Raw genomic sequence first — 15,685 nt, forward strand, 5'->3', positions numbered from 1 at the left:
GGTCCGATGCTCTAGGAGCCAGGCCATGCGCGACCCACGCTATGACATCCTCTTCGAGCCGGTCCGCATCGGGCCCGTCACCACGAAAAACCGCTTCTACCAGGTGCCGCATTGCAACGGCATGGGGTATCGGGACGCCACCGCGCTCGCCACGATGCGGGCGGTGAAGGCGGAAGGCGGCTGGGGCGTCGTGTGCACCGAGCAGGCGGAGATCCACCCCACCGGCGATATCGCTCCCTTCATCGAATTGCACAACTGGGACGAGAGCGATGTTCCGATGCTGGCCCGGATCGCCGAGGCCACGCATGCGCAAGGGGCGCTCGCCGGATTGCAGCTTGCCCATAATGGCATGAACGCGCCCAATCTCTATTCGCGTGAGATCCCGCTGGGACCTGTCGATCTTCCGGTCTTCTCCATCTTCAACGATCCCGTCCAGGCGCGCGCCATGGACAAGGAGGATATCCGCAATCTGAGGCGCTGGCATCGCAATGCGGCGCTGCGCGGCAAGAAAGCGGGCTATGATCTCGTCTATGTCTATGCCGGGAAGCTGTTCGGCGGCGCCATGTTCTTCCTGTCGCGGCGCTTCAATACGCGGGCCGATGAATATGGCGGCAGCCTCGAGAACCGGGCGCGCCTGCTGAAGGAGTTGATCGAGGAGACGAAGGATGCTGTGGGCGACAAGATGGCGGTCGCCTGCCGCATATCGGTCGACGAGCTCCTGGGCGAGGAGGGCCTCCATGCCGCCGAGGCACGCGACATCATTTCGCATCTGGCCGAATTGCCTGATCTCTGGGACCTGACGCTGTCGAGCTGGGACAATGACAGCCAGACATCGCGCTTCGCGGAAGAAGGGTATCAGGAGCCTTTCGTCACCGGCATCAAGCAGTTGACCACAAAGCCCGTGGTCGGCGTCGGCCGCTTCACCTCGCCCGACTACATGGTGAGGCTCGTCCGTTCCGGCATTCTCGACCTCATCGGCGCGGCGCGCCCGTCGATCGCCGATCCCTTCCTGCCCAACAAGATCATGGAGGGCCGCATCGACGATATCCGCGAATGCATCGGCTGCAATATGTGCGTCGCAGGCGATCATATGATGAGCCCGAGCCGCTGCACGCAGAATCCGTCCTTCGGCGAGGAATGGCGGCGCGGCTGGCACCCCGAACGCATCAATATCGCTGGGTCGCGGTCCTCCGTCCTGGTTGTCGGCGCCGGTCCCTCCGGGCTCGAAGCCGCCATGATGCTGGGCCGGCGCGGCTATGAGGTGACGCTGGCGGAGAAATCGCGGGTGCTCGGCGGCAGGCTGGTCGAGGAGCGGCGGCTTCCCGGGCTTTCAGCCTGGGGCCGGGTGGCGGATTACCGCGAGGGCCAGATCAACAAGCTCGCCAATGTGACGGTCTATCGCGAGAGCGATCTCACGGCTGAAGATATTCTGGGTTTTGGCTGCGATCACGCGGTGATCGCCACGGGATCGAATTGGCGGCGGGATGGCGTGGCGCGCTATCTGCTGAAGCCGGTGAGCGTGGCCCCGGGAGCCGAGGTGCTGACGCCCGATGACCTCTACTCCGGCGCGCGGCCCAAGGGCAAGCGCGTGGTGGTCTATGACGATGATCATTATTATATGGGTGGCGTCCTGGCCGAATTGCTGGTGTCGGAAGGGCGCCAGGTGACGCTGGTCACGCCCGCACCCGATGCGTCCAACTGGATGCGCAACACCATGGAGCAGTTCCGCGTGCAGGCTCGCCTCCTGGAGCTGGGCGTCAGGATCATCACAAATCACGGTCTCGCCGCCATCACTCAACAGGGTGCTGAAGTGGCGTGCGTCTTCACCGGAAGGCGCGTGATGGTCGAGGCAGAGGCGAGCGTTCTCGTCACGGCCCGCCTGCCGCGCAACGAGCTGCTCGCTGGCGTGAAGGCGCAGATGACGGCGCAAGCGCCGCTCAAATCCGTTACAGCGATCGGAGATGCGGTCGCACCGGGCACGATCGCGGCCGCCGTCTTCTCAGGCCGCCGCTATGCCGAAGAGCTGGACGTAACGCGCGACATCGATGCGCCGCTGTTCCGGCGCGAGGTGACGGGGCTGGCGGAGGGACCGCTGCCCTGGAGAACTCAATAGCCTGGAGGGCCTGGCGGGACCGGGCCGCTGGGGGCGAGCGCACCGTCCTCGTCATGCTGCTCGTCGCCGATGAGCGGCGGGCAGAACATGCTCACCAGATGCATATCGGTGTGAGCGCGCAGGTGGTGGCGGTCCCTGGGGCCGACATTGTAGGCCATGCCGGGTTCGAGCGTCCACGCCTCGCCGGTGGTCAGGTCGCTCACCTCGCCTGTGCCCGAAATGATGTGGTTCGCTTCCCAATGATGCTTGTACCAGAGAACGGCCTCGGCGCCCTGGGCGAGGCGCACATCCGAAAATCCGAAGCCGACGCCATCGGCCTTGGTCAGCATGCGGACCGTTCGCGCCTGGCCATCGGCTACGACGATCTCCTGTCCGGCCCGGCGCATCTCGTCCGCCTGTTTGACGAACATGCGCCGGTCGGTCTTGTCGATGGGGCCGCTTGCCTCATAGCCGCCATCCGCGTCGAAGTGCTCGTCGCCCTTGAGCGGCGGGCAGAAGATGCTCACATAATGCATGTCCTCGCTCACCTGGAGGCGGTGCCAGTCATTGGGGCCGACGACATAGAGAACGCCCGCCGCGAGAGACCATGTCCTGCCGTCCGTCAGATCGGTGACCTCGCCCTTGCCGGAGATGATGTAATTGGCTTCCCAGTGGTGCTTCAGCCAGATGATCGCGTCGATGCCCTGCCTGGCCCGGTTCTCGTTATACGAGTAACCCATCCGGTCGGCGGCCGTGAGGAAACGCGCCGAGCGGAACATGTCATTGGCCATCGGAAACCTTATGCGCCCGAGCCTCTCGAGCTCGGCGTCAGTGCGGATGAACATGGCAGATATTTCCTCCCGATCCGGCAAGTGTAACGCAATCACAAGGAACGGCCGAGCTTCAGGTCGTCGCGAATGCACCGCGTCCAGTGGCCGCCGTCCACTTGCCGGAGCGGCGGCACCGCGCTTGCGCATTCGGGCAAGGCATAGCGGCAGCGGCCACGGAAGGCACAGCCCGAGGGCGGCGCCAATGGACTCGGAATGTCGCCTTTGAGGATGATGCGTTCGCGCCGGATGGTCGGGTCCGGAACCGGGACGGCGGAGAACAAGGCTTCGGTATAGGGATGGCGCGGCCGCCGGAACAAGGCGCGGGTCGGCGCGATCTCGACGATACGGCCTAGATACATGACCGCGACGCGGTCGCAGAGATGGCCGACCACAGCCAGGTCATGGCTGATGAACAGCATGGCGACGCCGAGTTCCTTGCGGATGTCGATCAGCAAATTGACGATCTGCGCCTGGATCGAGACGTCGAGCGCCGAGACCGGCTCGTCGGCGACCAGAAAGGCGGGCTCGAGGATCAAGGCGCGGGCAATGCCGATGCGCTGACGCTGGCCGCCCGAGAATTCGTGCGGGTAGCGGCCGGCATAGTGCAGCGACAGGCCGACCGTGCGCAGCACTTCGCCGATGCGGGCGTCGCGCGCCGCGCCGTCGAGCTCCGGCCGCTGGATGAGGAGGGGGGCGCCGACGATCTGGCGCACCGTCATGCGCGGGTTGAGGGAAGCGAACGGGTCCTGGAAGATGAACTGCATGCGCGGCCGGAGCGGGCGCAGCGCCCGTCGGCCAAGCTTCGTCACATCGCGGCCTTCGAACAGGATCTGCCCGCTGGTCGGCGTGCTCATGCGCAGGATGGCGCGCCCCAGCGTGCTCTTGCCCGAGCCCGATTCACCGACCAGGCCCAGGACCTCGCCTTTGGCGATCGAGAAGGAGACATCGTCCACCGCGCGCACCACGTCACCGCGCCGCAGCAGGCCGCCGCCGACAGGGAACCATTGGCGAAGCTCGCGCACTTCGATCAGCGGACTTTCGGGGACAGGTGCGGCGATCGCCGCCGTTGCGGTCATGCCCGGGCCTCCGCGAGCCTGCGCCAGCGGCGGCAGCGCACGTCGTGGTTGCCATTGGCCGCCTCGAGCGTGGGCAAAGCCGCCTCGCACGCAGGCTCCCTGTGGCGGCAACGCGGCGCGAAAGTGCAGCCCGGCGGCAGGCGGAAGGGATCCGGCACGCTGCCGGGAATGGCTTCCAGCGGGGACAGGCCCAGAGCCTCGGGATCGAGCCGCGGCACGGAATGGAGGAGGCCTTGCGTATAGGGCATGAGCGGCCGGGTCATGAGCGGCACGACGCCGCCTTTCTCGACGATCGCGCCTGAATACATCACCATCACCCGGTCGGCGATCTCGGCCACGACGCCCAGATTGTGGGTGACGAAGATCACCGCCATGCCGGTCGCCTGCTGCAGCTCCTTCATGAGCTCCAGGATCTGCGCCTGCACCGTGACGTCGAGCGCCGTCGTCGGCTCGTCGGCGATCAGCACCCGCGGATTGCAGGCGAGCGCCATGGCGATCATCACGCGCTGGCGCATGCCGCCCGAGAGGTGGTGGGGGTAGGCGGAAAGCCTGCGGCGCGCATCGGGGATGCCTACCTTGTCGAGGAGCCCGGCGGCGCGATCCAGGGCCGCCCTGGCGCTGATGTGTTCATGGAAGGTGATCGCCTCGGCGATCTGGTCGCCGATCCGATGCACCGGATTGAGCGACGTCATCGGCTCCTGGAAGATCATCGAGATCTCGTTGCCGCGCACCGCGCGCATGGCGTCGGGATCGAGAGTGACGAGGTCGCGCTTCCCGCCGTCCGCGCCGGTGAAAAGCACGCTGCCGCCCAGCGCCACCAGCGGCGCCGGCGGTGTGAGGCGCATGATGGCCAGGCTGGTGACGCTCTTGCCCGAGCCCGATTCACCGACCAGCGCCAATGTCTCGCCGGCATGCAGCGTAAAGGAGACATCGCGCACGGCCTGGAGCGGGCCCCTCTCGGTGGCAAAGGTCACCGAGAGGTTTTCAACTTCGAGCACATTTTCGCTTTTCATCGGGGGCTCACTTCACATCGAAGCGCGCATCGAGCGCGTCGCGCAGGCCGTCGCCGACGAAGTTGAAGCTTGCGACCGAGAGCGTGATCATGAGGCCGGGAAAGATCGCGAGCCAGGGGGCGGAGCCCAGATATTGCTGGGCATTGTTGAGCATGTTGCCCCAGCTCGCCATCGGCGCCTGGATGCCGTAGCCGAGGAAGCTCACATAGGCCTCCATCAGAACCGCCCGGGCGACGGTCAGCGTCGCCGCCACGACGATCGGCCCGATGGCGTTGGGCAGGAGCTCGCGGAACATGACATAGCGGCCGGGCGCGCCGATCATCTCGGCGGCCAGGATGAAATCGCGCTCGCGCAATGAACGCACCTGCGCTTCCACCACGCGCGCCACCTCCATCCAGCTCGTCGCCGCAATGATGAGCGTGATCGTCGTGACGCTCGGCTGGATGAAGGCGGCGAGGATCAAGAGCAGGAAGATCGAGGGGAAGCACAGCATCGCATCGACGAAGCGCATCAGCACGATGCGAATGGCGCCGCCATAGTAGCCGGCCGTGATGCCCACCAGCGTGCCGAAGGCGGTGCTGACGATCATCGCCAGGAAGCCGATGGCGAGCGAGATGCGTCCTGCCATCAGCAGGCGCACCAGAAGGTCGCGGCCGAGCTGGTCGGTGCCGAACAGGTGCCCGCCCCAGGGCGGTGGCGCGAAGCGGTGACGGATGTCGATCTTGAGCTGGTCGAAGGGGATGAGCCACGGTCCGACGATGCTCGCCAGCACCATGAGCACGATGGCTACGATGCCGAACAGAGCGAGGCGGTGGCGGCGGAAACGGCGCCAGGCACGGTTGCCGGTCGTGGCGAGGTCGCGTTCCAGGGGGGCCAGGGCGGCGGCGGTCGTCATGGGCGCCTCATGTCAGCCGGATGCGGGGATCGGCGGTGGCGGCGAAGATGTCGGCGAGCAGGTTGCCGAGCAGCGCCAGCAACGCCGAAAACATGAGAATCCCCATGATCACCGGGTAGTCGCGGTACCCCAGCGAATCGAGCAGGAGGCGGCCCATGCCCGGCCAGGTGAAAACCGTTTCGGTGACGAGCGCGCCGCCGAGAAGCGTCGGGATCTCGACACCGGCGAGCGCGATCATCGGCAGGAGCGCATTGCGCAAGGCATGGTGCCAGAGCACGGTGCGCTCAGGCAGCCCCTTGGCGCGGGCGGTGCGGATGAAGTCCTGGTTGATCACGTCCAGCATGGAGGCGCGCATATAGCGGCTCCAGATCGCCACCTCGACCAGCGCCAGCACCAGTGCCGGCGCGATCAGATGGTGCAGATAGTCGAGGAACGAGCCGTCGCCGCCAACCGTCATGCGGTTGCCCGGCGGCAGCCAACCGAGATTGACCGAGAAGGCATAGATGACGATCAGGCCGAACCAGAAGGTCGGGATCGACAGCGCCACCATGGCGCCGACCGTCGCCAGCATGTCGAAGAGCGAATAGCTGCGGATGGCCCCCATCACGCCGATCCATATCCCGACGAAGACCGAGATGAGGATGGCGGCGCCCATGAGCTCGAGCGTCGCCGGCAGGCGTCCGGCGATCACCGCGAGCACCGGCTGGTTGTCGCGATAGGAGCGGCCCCAGTCGCCGCCGACGAGCCGCGTCAGCCACTCCCAATATTGCACCGGCAGCGGCCGGTCGAGACCCATCTCATGCGCGATGCGGGCGAGGTCTTCCTTGCTGAGGCCCGGCACCAGCGCGAACTGGCTGAGCGGCCCGCCCGGCGCCAGATGCAGCACGGCGAAGCCGATGATCGAGACGATGAGCAGCAGCACAAGGCTCTGCAGCAGGCGGCCGAGCAGGAAGTTGGCCATCAGCATTCTCCCTCGGACCGGCCGCGAGCCGATTATCTCAGGCCCGCGGCACGATCCAAACGCGTAGCGTCAGCTCGCCCAGAACCAGGTGCAGGCGTTCCAGCAATTCTCCTGAACATTGACGTTCGGTGTGAAGCCTTCGAGCTTGCCCTTGACGCCCTGCACCATCGCGTACTGGAAGATCGGCAGGAAGGGCAAGTCCTTGCGCGTCAGCTCCTGCATCTTCACGTAGGCGGCCTTGCGCTTCTCGATATCCACGGTCGCGGCGCCGTCGGCCAGGAGCTTGTCGACGTCCGGATTGGCATATTGCGTGGTGTTGTTGCCGGCGCCGCCCTTGGCCACGATGCCGGTCGAGGCGAAATACTGGGTCGCGTCCGGATCCGGCCCGACCATGAAGTCGATGCCGACCATCGTCGTGTCGAACTGGGAGAGGTTCCAGTAATCGCCCCACATCACCGCCGGCGGCAGGTTCTTGATGGTCATCCGGGCGCCGATGTCGCCCCAGGTCTGCTGCAGCAATTGCTGCGCCTGCTCGCGCACATGATTGCCCGCGGTGGTCGAGTTGGTGAACTCAAGGCGCTTGCCGTCCTTCTCGCGCACGCCGTCGGCGCCCGGCTTCCAGCCGGCATCGTCGAGCAGCTTCCTGGCCTTCTCCTGGTCGAAAGCATGCTTCGGCAGATCCGGGTTGAAAGCCCAGGACTGCCTGGGCAGGAAGGACTCGGTCGGGCTTGGCAGGCCGTAATAGATCTGCTCGATGATGCTCTGCTTGTCCATGGCGAGATAGAGCGCCTCGCGCACGGCCGCATCCTGGAAGATCGGATTGCCGAGATTGAAGGCGATGTTCTCGATGAAGGGCTGCGGCACCGGCGTCACCACACGGTCGGCAAGCGACTTCGCCTCCTCATAGTGATCGGGGGTGATGCCCTGGATGCCGATATAGTCGACGTCACCGGTCTGGAACTGGGTATAGAGCACCGTCAGGTCCGGCACATATTTGAAGATCAGCTTCTCCAGATAGGGGCCCTTGCCGTGATAGGCATCGCTGGCGGCGAGCGTGATGTGATCGCCGGGCACGCGCTCGACCCATTTGAACGCGCCGGTGCCCACCGGGTTGGCCAGGAACGCCTCGGGCTTGTTGAAGTCCGCCGCCTTCTCGAGCAGATGCTTCGGCACGAGGAATGTCCAGGAGATGATCGAAGGCAGCGGCGCATAGGGACTCTTGAGCTTGAAGGTGAGCTCGCTCGGACCCAGGATCTTGATGTCCTGGATCAGATCGATGCCGGAACGGCGGCCGGCCAGGAATTTCGGATTCTGGATCAGCTCGATATTGAACTTCACGTCGTCGGCCGTGAATGGCGTGCCGTCATGCCACTTGGCCTTGTCGTTGAGCTTCAAATGCCATTCGAGGCCATCGGCCGATATGCCGCCATTCTCCAGCGTCGGGACCTCGGCGACGAGATCGGGCTGGAATTCGCCCTTCTCGTCGACGCGCCAGAGCGGGCTGAAGAGATTGAAATAGACGCCTTCGTCGACCTCGATATGGGCGAGGAGCGGCATGAAGACGGTCGGCTCCTGCGAGAGGCCGATCACCGCCTGTCCGGTCGGCTTGGAGGGCGGGGTCGCCGCCTCTGCGGCGGGGATCCAGCCCATTTTCGGGCCGGCCCAGGCGAGCGCGCCCGCCGATGCGCCGAGCGCCAGCAGGCGCCGGCGGCTGGTGAGCAATGGGATGGTTTCGTTTCTGCGGTCTTCACTCATGGCACTTCTCCCTATTGTGACTCGGTTGCCGCGGTTTCAAACGGACCCGCCGCGGATCGGGCCTGTTTCAGATTCCGGCGATCGGCCGCACGCGCGTGCCGTCGCTGAAACGCGAGAAACGGAATTCACCTGGATCGACGATCGGCGCCACGCCCATCGCCAGATCGGCAATGAGGCGGCCGGCGCCGGGGCCGATGCCGAAGCCATGACCGGAGAAGCCGGTCGCGATGATGAGGCCCGGCACGCCGTCGACGCCCGAGATGACCGGTATCGCGTCGGGCATGACGTCGATCAGGCCGGCCCATTCCTGGACGACCTCGGCCGCGGCGAAAGACGGGATCATCTCCACCAATCGATCGAGCGCCGTACGCAGATATTCGCTGTCGGGCGCCGGATCGAGGACACGGGTCTCTTCATAGGGCGATGGCTGGTCGAGCGGCACCGGCCTCGCCTCGTGCAGCTCCTGCCGGAAGCGGCCGTCGAGGCGCAGTTTCAGGCTCTTGTGGTCCTCGCGCAGTGCCGGCAGGAAGTTGCTGAAGAAGCGGAAGCTGTCGGGAACGATCGGCACGACATTCACATTGCCGTTGGCGATGTTGTAGCCGCCGTCGAGCCGCTTGCGGAACGCGAAATCGTTGCACCACAGCGCCGTCTCCGGCGGCCCGTCGAGGGGTGCTGTGCGCATCACGCTCGCGCGCACCTTGAGCTGCGGCAAGGTGAGGCCCAGATCCTTGAGAAAGCGCCTGGACCAGGCGCCCGCCGCCACCACCAGGGTGTTGCAGGCGATCCGGCCATGCTCGGTGATCACCGCCGACACCTTGCCGGCGCTCTTCTCGACGCCGCGCACGGCGCAATTGGTCAGCACCGCCGCGCCGGCGCGACGGGCAGCCGCGGCGATCGCGGGCGCTGCCTTCTGCGGCTCGGCGCGTCCGTCGGTGGCGCAGTAGAGGGCGGCCTTCCAGCGCCGTCCGCCGCCCGGCATCATCCGATCGAGCTCATTGCCGGCAACGAGGCGCGCCTCGATCTGGTAAGGCTGGGCATGGCCGAGCCAGGTTTCGTAGCGCGCGACATCGGCGTCGCTCTCGGCAGCGAAGAGAATGCCGGTGCGGCGGAAGCCGGTCTCGCCTTCGACCTCTCCATTCAGGCCCTCCCACAGGCGCAGGCTTTCGACGATCAGCGGAATCTCGCGCGGATCGCGCCGTGCCTTGCGCACCCAGCCCCAGTTGCGGCTGGACTGCTCGCCGGCGATGTGGCCCTTCTCGCACAGGGCCACGGAAACCCCCTTCTGCGCCAGAAAGAAGGCTGCGCTGGTGCCGATGATGCCGCCCCCGACAATGACGACATCGACGCTTGATGGGATGCGATGTTCGGCTTCCACAGGATCGACGACCGGACCCATCTAAACCATCTCCTCCAGGGTTGAGTTGATCGGGATTTCGGCAATGCTCGCGGTATTCGGCAGGTCCAGCACGATGCCGACCAGCCGGGCAATATCGGAGGCTTGGGTCATGTCTTCGGGCGCCCGCTCAGTGAGGCCGATCGCCATGTCGGTGGCGACGAAGCCCGGGCAGATGGCGGTGGTGCGCACGCCCAGATCCCAGCCGGCCTGACGGATCGCATGCGTCATGGCAAGGGCGGCAAACTTGCTCGTGGCATAAAGGCCGGAGCGGGCGGACTTCACCCGCTTGCCGGAAAGCGAGACCAGCGTCACCACCCGGCCTTGCCCCGAGCGGGTGAGAAACGGCCAGGCCGCTTTGACGAGCCTCAGCGGCGAGCGCACATTGACCTGAAACAGCAGGTCGAGATCGCCGTCATCGGCCTCGATCACGGTCTTCGGGATCATCATGCCGGCATTGGCGATGACCGCATCGATGCGGCCGAAGCGCTCAACGGTCCGCCCGGCCCAGGCGGCCTCGCTGGCGATGTCCTCGGCATCGTGGCGCGAGACCAGCGTGGCCGGTCCGCCGGGTGGCGCGGTCAGGTCTTGCGGCTTGCGCATGCCGAGGCTCAAGCGCCAGCCGCGCTCGGCGAGATGCGCCGCGATCGCGGCACCGATGCCGCGATTGGCGCCGGAGATCATCGCCACACGCTCAACCATTGCCAAGTCCCCGGCAATGGAGCGTGAGCGTCAGCCCTCGGCGAGGGGCTGTGTGTCTATATAGGTCTCGTAGACCTTGCGCAGCACGCGGGTGAGCGTCGCCTTTTCCTCTTTGCTCAATATGGCGAAGAAGTCGTCGTCCTGCTTCTTGATGACGAGGCGCAGGCGCCTGGCCAGATCCTTGCCCTTCCTGGTCAGATAGAGCTCGCGCGCGCGCCGCTCGGCGGGCGAGATCCGCTGCTGCAGATAGCCCGCATGCTCCATCTGCCAGAGCAGCTTGGTCATGGCCGAGCGGTCCTTGCGGATGAAATGCGCCAGCACCGAGGGCCTGAGACCCGGATTGGAATCGACCATCAGGATGGTCGAGATCTTGCCGGTCCCGCCGCCGAGAGTCAGGGCTTCGGTGTGAGAATCCAGGTCCTGGCTGACCAGCAGATTGACCGATCGCACGTAGAAGCTCAGCAGCGTATCGAGAATGTCGAAATCGATGTGCTGATAGGCGATGGTTTTCGGCGTCTTGCCGGGATTGCGCCGTCGTGCCTCGTCGCGCCGTCGCGCCAGATCGCTGGGACTCATGTCCTCGACGCCCTCCCTTCGCCGTTAATCTCTTTTTCTCGTGATGGCAGATGGTCATTGAAACTGCAACCCCTCGCGCGGTCTCGGCATTGGCTAGAAGGGCGGCGGATCGGCACCGCCGGCGCGCGCCAATCGCTGATCGCGGATGCGCGACCAGGCCAGGAACAGCCTGGGCGCAAAGTTCATGTAAAGCGGCGCCGGGCGCAGCTTCTCGAGCGGCAAAGCGAGGTCCTCGCGCCGCGCACCCATGGCCCATTCCGCAAGGACGGTGCCCATCATTGTGCCGGTCGGCACGCCGCGGCCGGAATAGCCGAGCGAGGCGACCACGCCGGGCGCCAGATCGAACAGCCGGGGAATCGTCTTCGGCTGCATGTCGAGGGCGCCCAGCCAGTAATATTGCCAGTCGACCTCGGTGAGCTGCGGCAGGAGCCACTTCAGCTTGTCGCGCATCAGCGCCTTGGTGAAGGCGATGTCGCCGCCGCGCCGGCCTTCCACGAAGGCCGAAGTCACCAGCCGGCCTTCCTTGTTGTATTTGTAGATCATCGTGTCGCCGCGGCTGTCGACGACCGTATTGTTGTTGGGCGCGATGATCTTGCGCAGATTGTCGCCGATCGGCTGGGTCGCCATGACCGCGACGCCGAGGGTGCTGAAGGTCCTGTCGAGACCGGGCCAGAAGCCGGTCGTATAGGCGCCGGTGCCGCAGATCACCTTGTCGGCCAAGACCGCGCCTTGCTGCGTCTCGACGCGCCAGCGCACCCCTTCGGGCGTGATCGCCGTCACCGGGGATTGCGTGAACACCCGGCCGCCGCGCGACATGACCGCCCGCGCGAGGCCGCGCGAATAGCCCAGCGGATTGAGATGGCCGCCTTCCGGATGAAACCAGCCGCCGTAATAGCGCGGCGACCCCGTCAGCTGCGTGACCTCGTCGCGATCAAGCATGCGCGCCGCCTTGCCGACCGACTGATAGTAGCCGCAGCGCGCTTCCATCTTCGCCAGCACGCCCGGCGCGTGCGCGGCCTGGACATAGCCCGTCTGCACGCCTTCGCAGTCGATGTCGTAGCGACGGATGAGGTCGAAGACGAGATTGGCGGCATTGGTCTGGCGCGCGATCAGGCGCGCGGCGAAGGGCTCGCCCAGCATCTTGCGGATGGCCGGTATCTCATAGAAGTGGAAAGTCGGCGTGCAATGACCGGCATTGCGCCCCGAGCCGCCGTGACCGATCTCCTTGGCCTCGATGAGGACGACATCGACCCCTTGCTCGGCCAGATGCAGGGCCGAAGACAGGCCGGTATAGCCGCCGCCGATCACGCAGACATCGGCGTTAAGGCGATCGGTGAGCGGCTCCGTCTTCGGCGCCGGCGCTGCCGTCGCATACCAGAGAGAAGGCTCTATCGGCGCGTCCTGTATCTTCACGCGGCGCGTTCCTGCGTTCTTGCTTTCGAAGGAAAGCAACTTCCCCGTCCCGCCGCCTTGCGAGCGGCAGATGAATTTCGATGCGACCGCTCACGCCGTCTGAGCTGGTGGATTTGAGAAATAATAGTAAGTTTCCACTATGGACAATGTCAATGGATGTGACGTTGGCCAGACGGGGAATCCGCTGATTTTTCGACGCAGGCGGAATCAAGCCAGGAACCGGAACCCGGTCATCTTCGAACGGCAAAGGAAAGACTATCGATCTCTGCACGGATGCCGAGCCACGGTGCTCTTGCCGTGAACGAGGCCGACCCCGGCAGAAGCCGTTGGTCAGGAACCCAGGCTGGCGCGGAGAGACTGCTGCAACCTCAGCCGATCCGCCTCCCTGGCGATCGGAAAGGCGGAAGTGAACCAGGCAAGGACAATCTCGGGCGTCGCCTTCTGCTCGCCGGCCCATAAGGGCTCGACCGCCTGGACCTGCTGGCGAAAGGCCTCTTGAGCCTCAGCCTTTCTACCCAGCATCGAGAGCGCCGCGGCGCGCCAGCCATGCGTATCGAGCGTCGTCAGCCCGCCGCGGGTCGCCGCCATGAGCGCCGGTTCATATTTGCCGATCATCCAGCAGGTGGAGCACACATAGCACCACTGGTAAGGCAGCAGGAACGGCGCGGCCTGCAGAGCTTCCTCCATGATCTGGCGAGCGCGCCCCACGGCGCCCAGGAAGGCAAGCCCCTGGGCGGCGGAGATCAGCAGCTTCGGTGCGACCGGATTCAGGCTCACCGCCAACTCGTAATGAATTGCCGCCTTGTCGAACTCGCCCGACATGGCCGATGACCAGGCCACCACGAGATGATTGCGGGCATCGAGCGGGTCAAGCTCGGCCGCCTGCCTGGCGAGCTGAAGCGCCTGACGATCCTGCTGCGCGTCGGGCGCCAGGCCGGGCTTTATCAGATGGCGAACATTGAAGATCGAGGCGAGGCTCGCCAGCGCCGGCGCAAATTTGGGATCGTCCTCCACGATGCGGCGAAAGATCCGGGCGGCTTCATCCTCGGCGTCCGGAGTCCACAGCGACAGAAGGTGTTCGCCGCGCAGCCAGGCGTCGTAGTTTTTCAGCGCCGTGTGGTCGCTGTCCACGATCCGCGACAGCCGGTCCGAGGAGAGATAGATGTGCAGGCGAGCGGCGACCTGCCGGATAACGAGCCGAAGCGCGTCGAACCAGGTCTCGATGGCAATGTCGACCGTCTCGCTCCATACGATATGCTGGCTGCCGCCTTCGAGAAGCGTCAGCTGCAAGGCAAGCCCGCTCTTGGTCTGCAAGCAGGACATCACGAGTTGATAGTCGGCCCGGCTGCCCTTCGCGGCAGGCGCCTCCGCCGAGGCTTCCTGGACGATCCATTCCCTGAAGCGGGCAAGGTTCGCCACCAATTCGTTTCGGAATCCCGCGGCCAGATGAATGTCCTTTTGCGCCAGGGCGGAGACGTCTATGCGGCCGACTTCCAGAGTCGGCGCCAGGTTCTTGGCTTTCGGCGCCGGAGCCGTGTCGCTCGCCTTCTCCCATCGGCCCTCGGTTATGTTCCTGATCAGGGTGGCCGTCGCCTGGCTGGGAGAGATCTGAAACTGCGCGCTTATATAGGCCGAGAACTCCTTGAAGGTCTTCACAGCCATGGCGACGTTGTGATGATGGGCATAGTGCGAGATCAGCTTCTGAACCGCGATCTCGTGACCGGGCTCGAGGGCAAGCAGCGCCGTGGCGGCTCGCCGCAAGGCCGTGTCGTCCGGCTCAAAGCGGCCCAGGCACACCTCAAGCGCGTCCGCGATCTTGGTGCGCCAGTTGTGTCGCGTGACCTGGAGCCAGGAACGGTAGAGGGGGCCCAGCGTGTCGGTGCCGCGCAGGAGTGCTTCCGGCCAGTCGGGCCGCTCAACCAGCAGCTTGTCGATGACGCCAAGTTCGATCTTCTCGGAAATGTCATCGAGATCGACGGCCACATTTCTCTCATCGAGCGCCAGTTGGCCGTCTTCCTGAAGCAAAGGCGAGCTCGGCAGGCTGCGGAAGGCATCGGCGGTCGAGCGCAGGCACTGAGCCAAGGCCCGCCGCGCCGCCTGGGCCTCGCGCTCGGACCACAGCAGGGCCGCCAGGCGCTCCTTATAGTCGCCATGGCCGGGGCTCAGGGCCAGGTAGCCGAGCAGGGCCCGGACATGCTCCGAGCGCAAATCGGCCTTGTGGCCTGCTTCATCGGTGATCGAAACCGATCCGATGGTCCGGACCATGTAACGCGTGGCCTCGGTCTCCTTCGCCGTGCCACCCGAAGTGACGTGGTAAAGGGTCATCGGCTCGGGAATGTTCTTGAGACGCGTGGGGCCTGCCGAGGCGAAGACGAAGGACGGATGATGCCGCGCCTGCTGGTAGACGTCATGGGAGACACAGATGCCTCCCGGCCTGGCAAAGCCGACCACGCGGGAAGCCACGTTCACGGCATGGCCGTATATGTCGGAATCGACCGACTCGACCTCGCCGGCATGCACGCCGATGCGGAATTGTGCCTTGCGGGGGGCTTCGCCTTGCAGGCGGTCAATCGCGCCCTGCATCTCAAGGCCATACTGGATGGCCTCCGACGCGGAGGCGAATTCGAGCATGATGCCGTCGCCCATGGTCTTGATGACCGAGGCATCAAATCCGGCGCAGTGCTCGCGAAAGAGCGTGAAGCATCTGGCGACGAAATCCAGCGTGGAGGCCTCGCGCTCGCTCACGCGGCGGCTGTAGTCCACCATGTCCGCGATCAGGATGGCCTTGAGCGCTGTCTTTCTCGGTCGGACGCCCAATCGACGGCAACTCCTTGTGCGCGCGCTGCTCCCCGATAATATCAGAGGTTCGGGGAACCGCTCCAGAGGGTATATTGGACGAGACAGGCGGGCAAAGGCTGTGGCAGTGCTTCGAGCCGCTGGAGATAGCGCCCGACGGCTGCCCGGCGTTCTTTTCAATTG

At 65.4% G+C, this 15,685-nt stretch carries 12 protein-coding genes; 1 reads left to right on the forward strand and 11 read right to left on the reverse strand.

Annotation, left to right across the window (positions count from 1 at the left end; genetic code table 11):
• Positions 1 to 25 precede the first annotated feature (25 nt).
• Entirely contained in the window at positions 26 to 2,113 is a 2,088-nt protein-coding gene (locus DT068_RS01855; RefSeq protein ID WP_119388059.1) for an oxidoreductase, read from the forward strand.
• Here DT068_RS01855 and DT068_RS01860 read toward each other — a convergent pair.
• From DT068_RS01860 to DT068_RS01910, 11 genes are all read right to left on the reverse strand, one after another.
• Positions 2,107 to 2,937 carry an ectoine synthase gene (locus DT068_RS01860; RefSeq protein ID WP_162913948.1) on the reverse strand — a complete coding sequence of 277 codons (831 nt, stop codon included), beginning with the start codon at positions 2,935 to 2,937 and terminating at the stop codon, positions 2,107 to 2,109. The genes DT068_RS01855 and DT068_RS01860 overlap by 7 nt on opposite strands.
• Positions 2,938 to 2,975: 38 nt before the next feature.
• Positions 2,976 to 3,998: an ABC transporter ATP-binding protein gene (locus tag DT068_RS01865; RefSeq protein WP_119388061.1), complete on the reverse strand. Its 1,023-nt coding sequence runs from the start codon at positions 3,996 to 3,998 to the stop codon at positions 2,976 to 2,978.
• Positions 3,995 to 5,011, reverse strand: coding sequence for an ABC transporter ATP-binding protein (locus DT068_RS01870; RefSeq protein ID WP_119388062.1), 1,017 nt, complete (start codon positions 5,009 to 5,011; stop codon positions 3,995 to 3,997). Before DT068_RS01870 ends, DT068_RS01865 begins: the two co-directional genes overlap by 4 nt.
• A 7-nt stretch (positions 5,012 to 5,018) precedes the next feature.
• Positions 5,019 to 5,906 carry an ABC transporter permease gene (locus DT068_RS01875; RefSeq protein WP_119388063.1) on the reverse strand — a complete coding sequence of 296 codons (888 nt, stop codon included), beginning with the start codon at positions 5,904 to 5,906 and terminating at the stop codon, positions 5,019 to 5,021.
• Positions 5,907 to 5,913: 7 nt separating this feature from the next.
• Complete coding sequence (locus DT068_RS01880) at positions 5,914 to 6,867, reverse strand: ABC transporter permease (protein WP_119388300.1); 954 nt, start codon at positions 6,865 to 6,867, stop codon at positions 5,914 to 5,916.
• A gap of 69 nt (positions 6,868 to 6,936) precedes the next feature.
• Positions 6,937 to 8,622 (reverse strand): peptide ABC transporter substrate-binding protein, encoded by a 1,686-nt coding sequence (locus DT068_RS01885; protein ID WP_119388064.1) that lies wholly within the window; start codon positions 8,620 to 8,622, stop codon positions 6,937 to 6,939.
• A 67-nt stretch (positions 8,623 to 8,689) separates the two neighbouring features.
• The gene (locus tag DT068_RS01890) at positions 8,690 to 10,018 is read right to left on the reverse strand and encodes an NAD(P)/FAD-dependent oxidoreductase (protein WP_119388065.1); all 1,329 of its coding nucleotides are present in this window, start codon (positions 10,016 to 10,018) and stop codon (positions 8,690 to 8,692) included.
• Positions 10,019 to 10,717: an SDR family NAD(P)-dependent oxidoreductase gene (locus tag DT068_RS28265; protein WP_119388066.1), complete on the reverse strand. Its 699-nt coding sequence runs from the start codon at positions 10,715 to 10,717 to the stop codon at positions 10,019 to 10,021. It lies immediately after the preceding gene.
• A 30-nt stretch (positions 10,718 to 10,747) separates the two neighbouring features.
• Entirely contained in the window at positions 10,748 to 11,293 is a 546-nt protein-coding gene (locus DT068_RS01900; protein ID WP_119388067.1) for a MarR family winged helix-turn-helix transcriptional regulator, read from the reverse strand.
• Positions 11,294 to 11,386: 93 nt separating this feature from the next.
• Positions 11,387 to 12,706 (reverse strand): NAD(P)/FAD-dependent oxidoreductase, encoded by a 1,320-nt coding sequence (locus tag DT068_RS01905; protein ID WP_368904364.1) that lies wholly within the window; start codon positions 12,704 to 12,706, stop codon positions 11,387 to 11,389.
• Positions 12,707 to 13,036: 330 nt separating this feature from the next.
• Positions 13,037 to 15,523: an adenylate/guanylate cyclase domain-containing protein gene (locus DT068_RS01910; protein ID WP_119388068.1), complete on the reverse strand. Its 2,487-nt coding sequence runs from the start codon at positions 15,521 to 15,523 to the stop codon at positions 13,037 to 13,039.
• Positions 15,524 to 15,685 lie beyond the last annotated feature (162 nt).

The sequence above is a fragment of the Taklimakanibacter lacteus genome (genome assembly GCA_003576695.1).
GTDB lineage: Bacteria > Pseudomonadota > Alphaproteobacteria > Rhizobiales > Aestuariivirgaceae > Taklimakanibacter > Taklimakanibacter lacteus.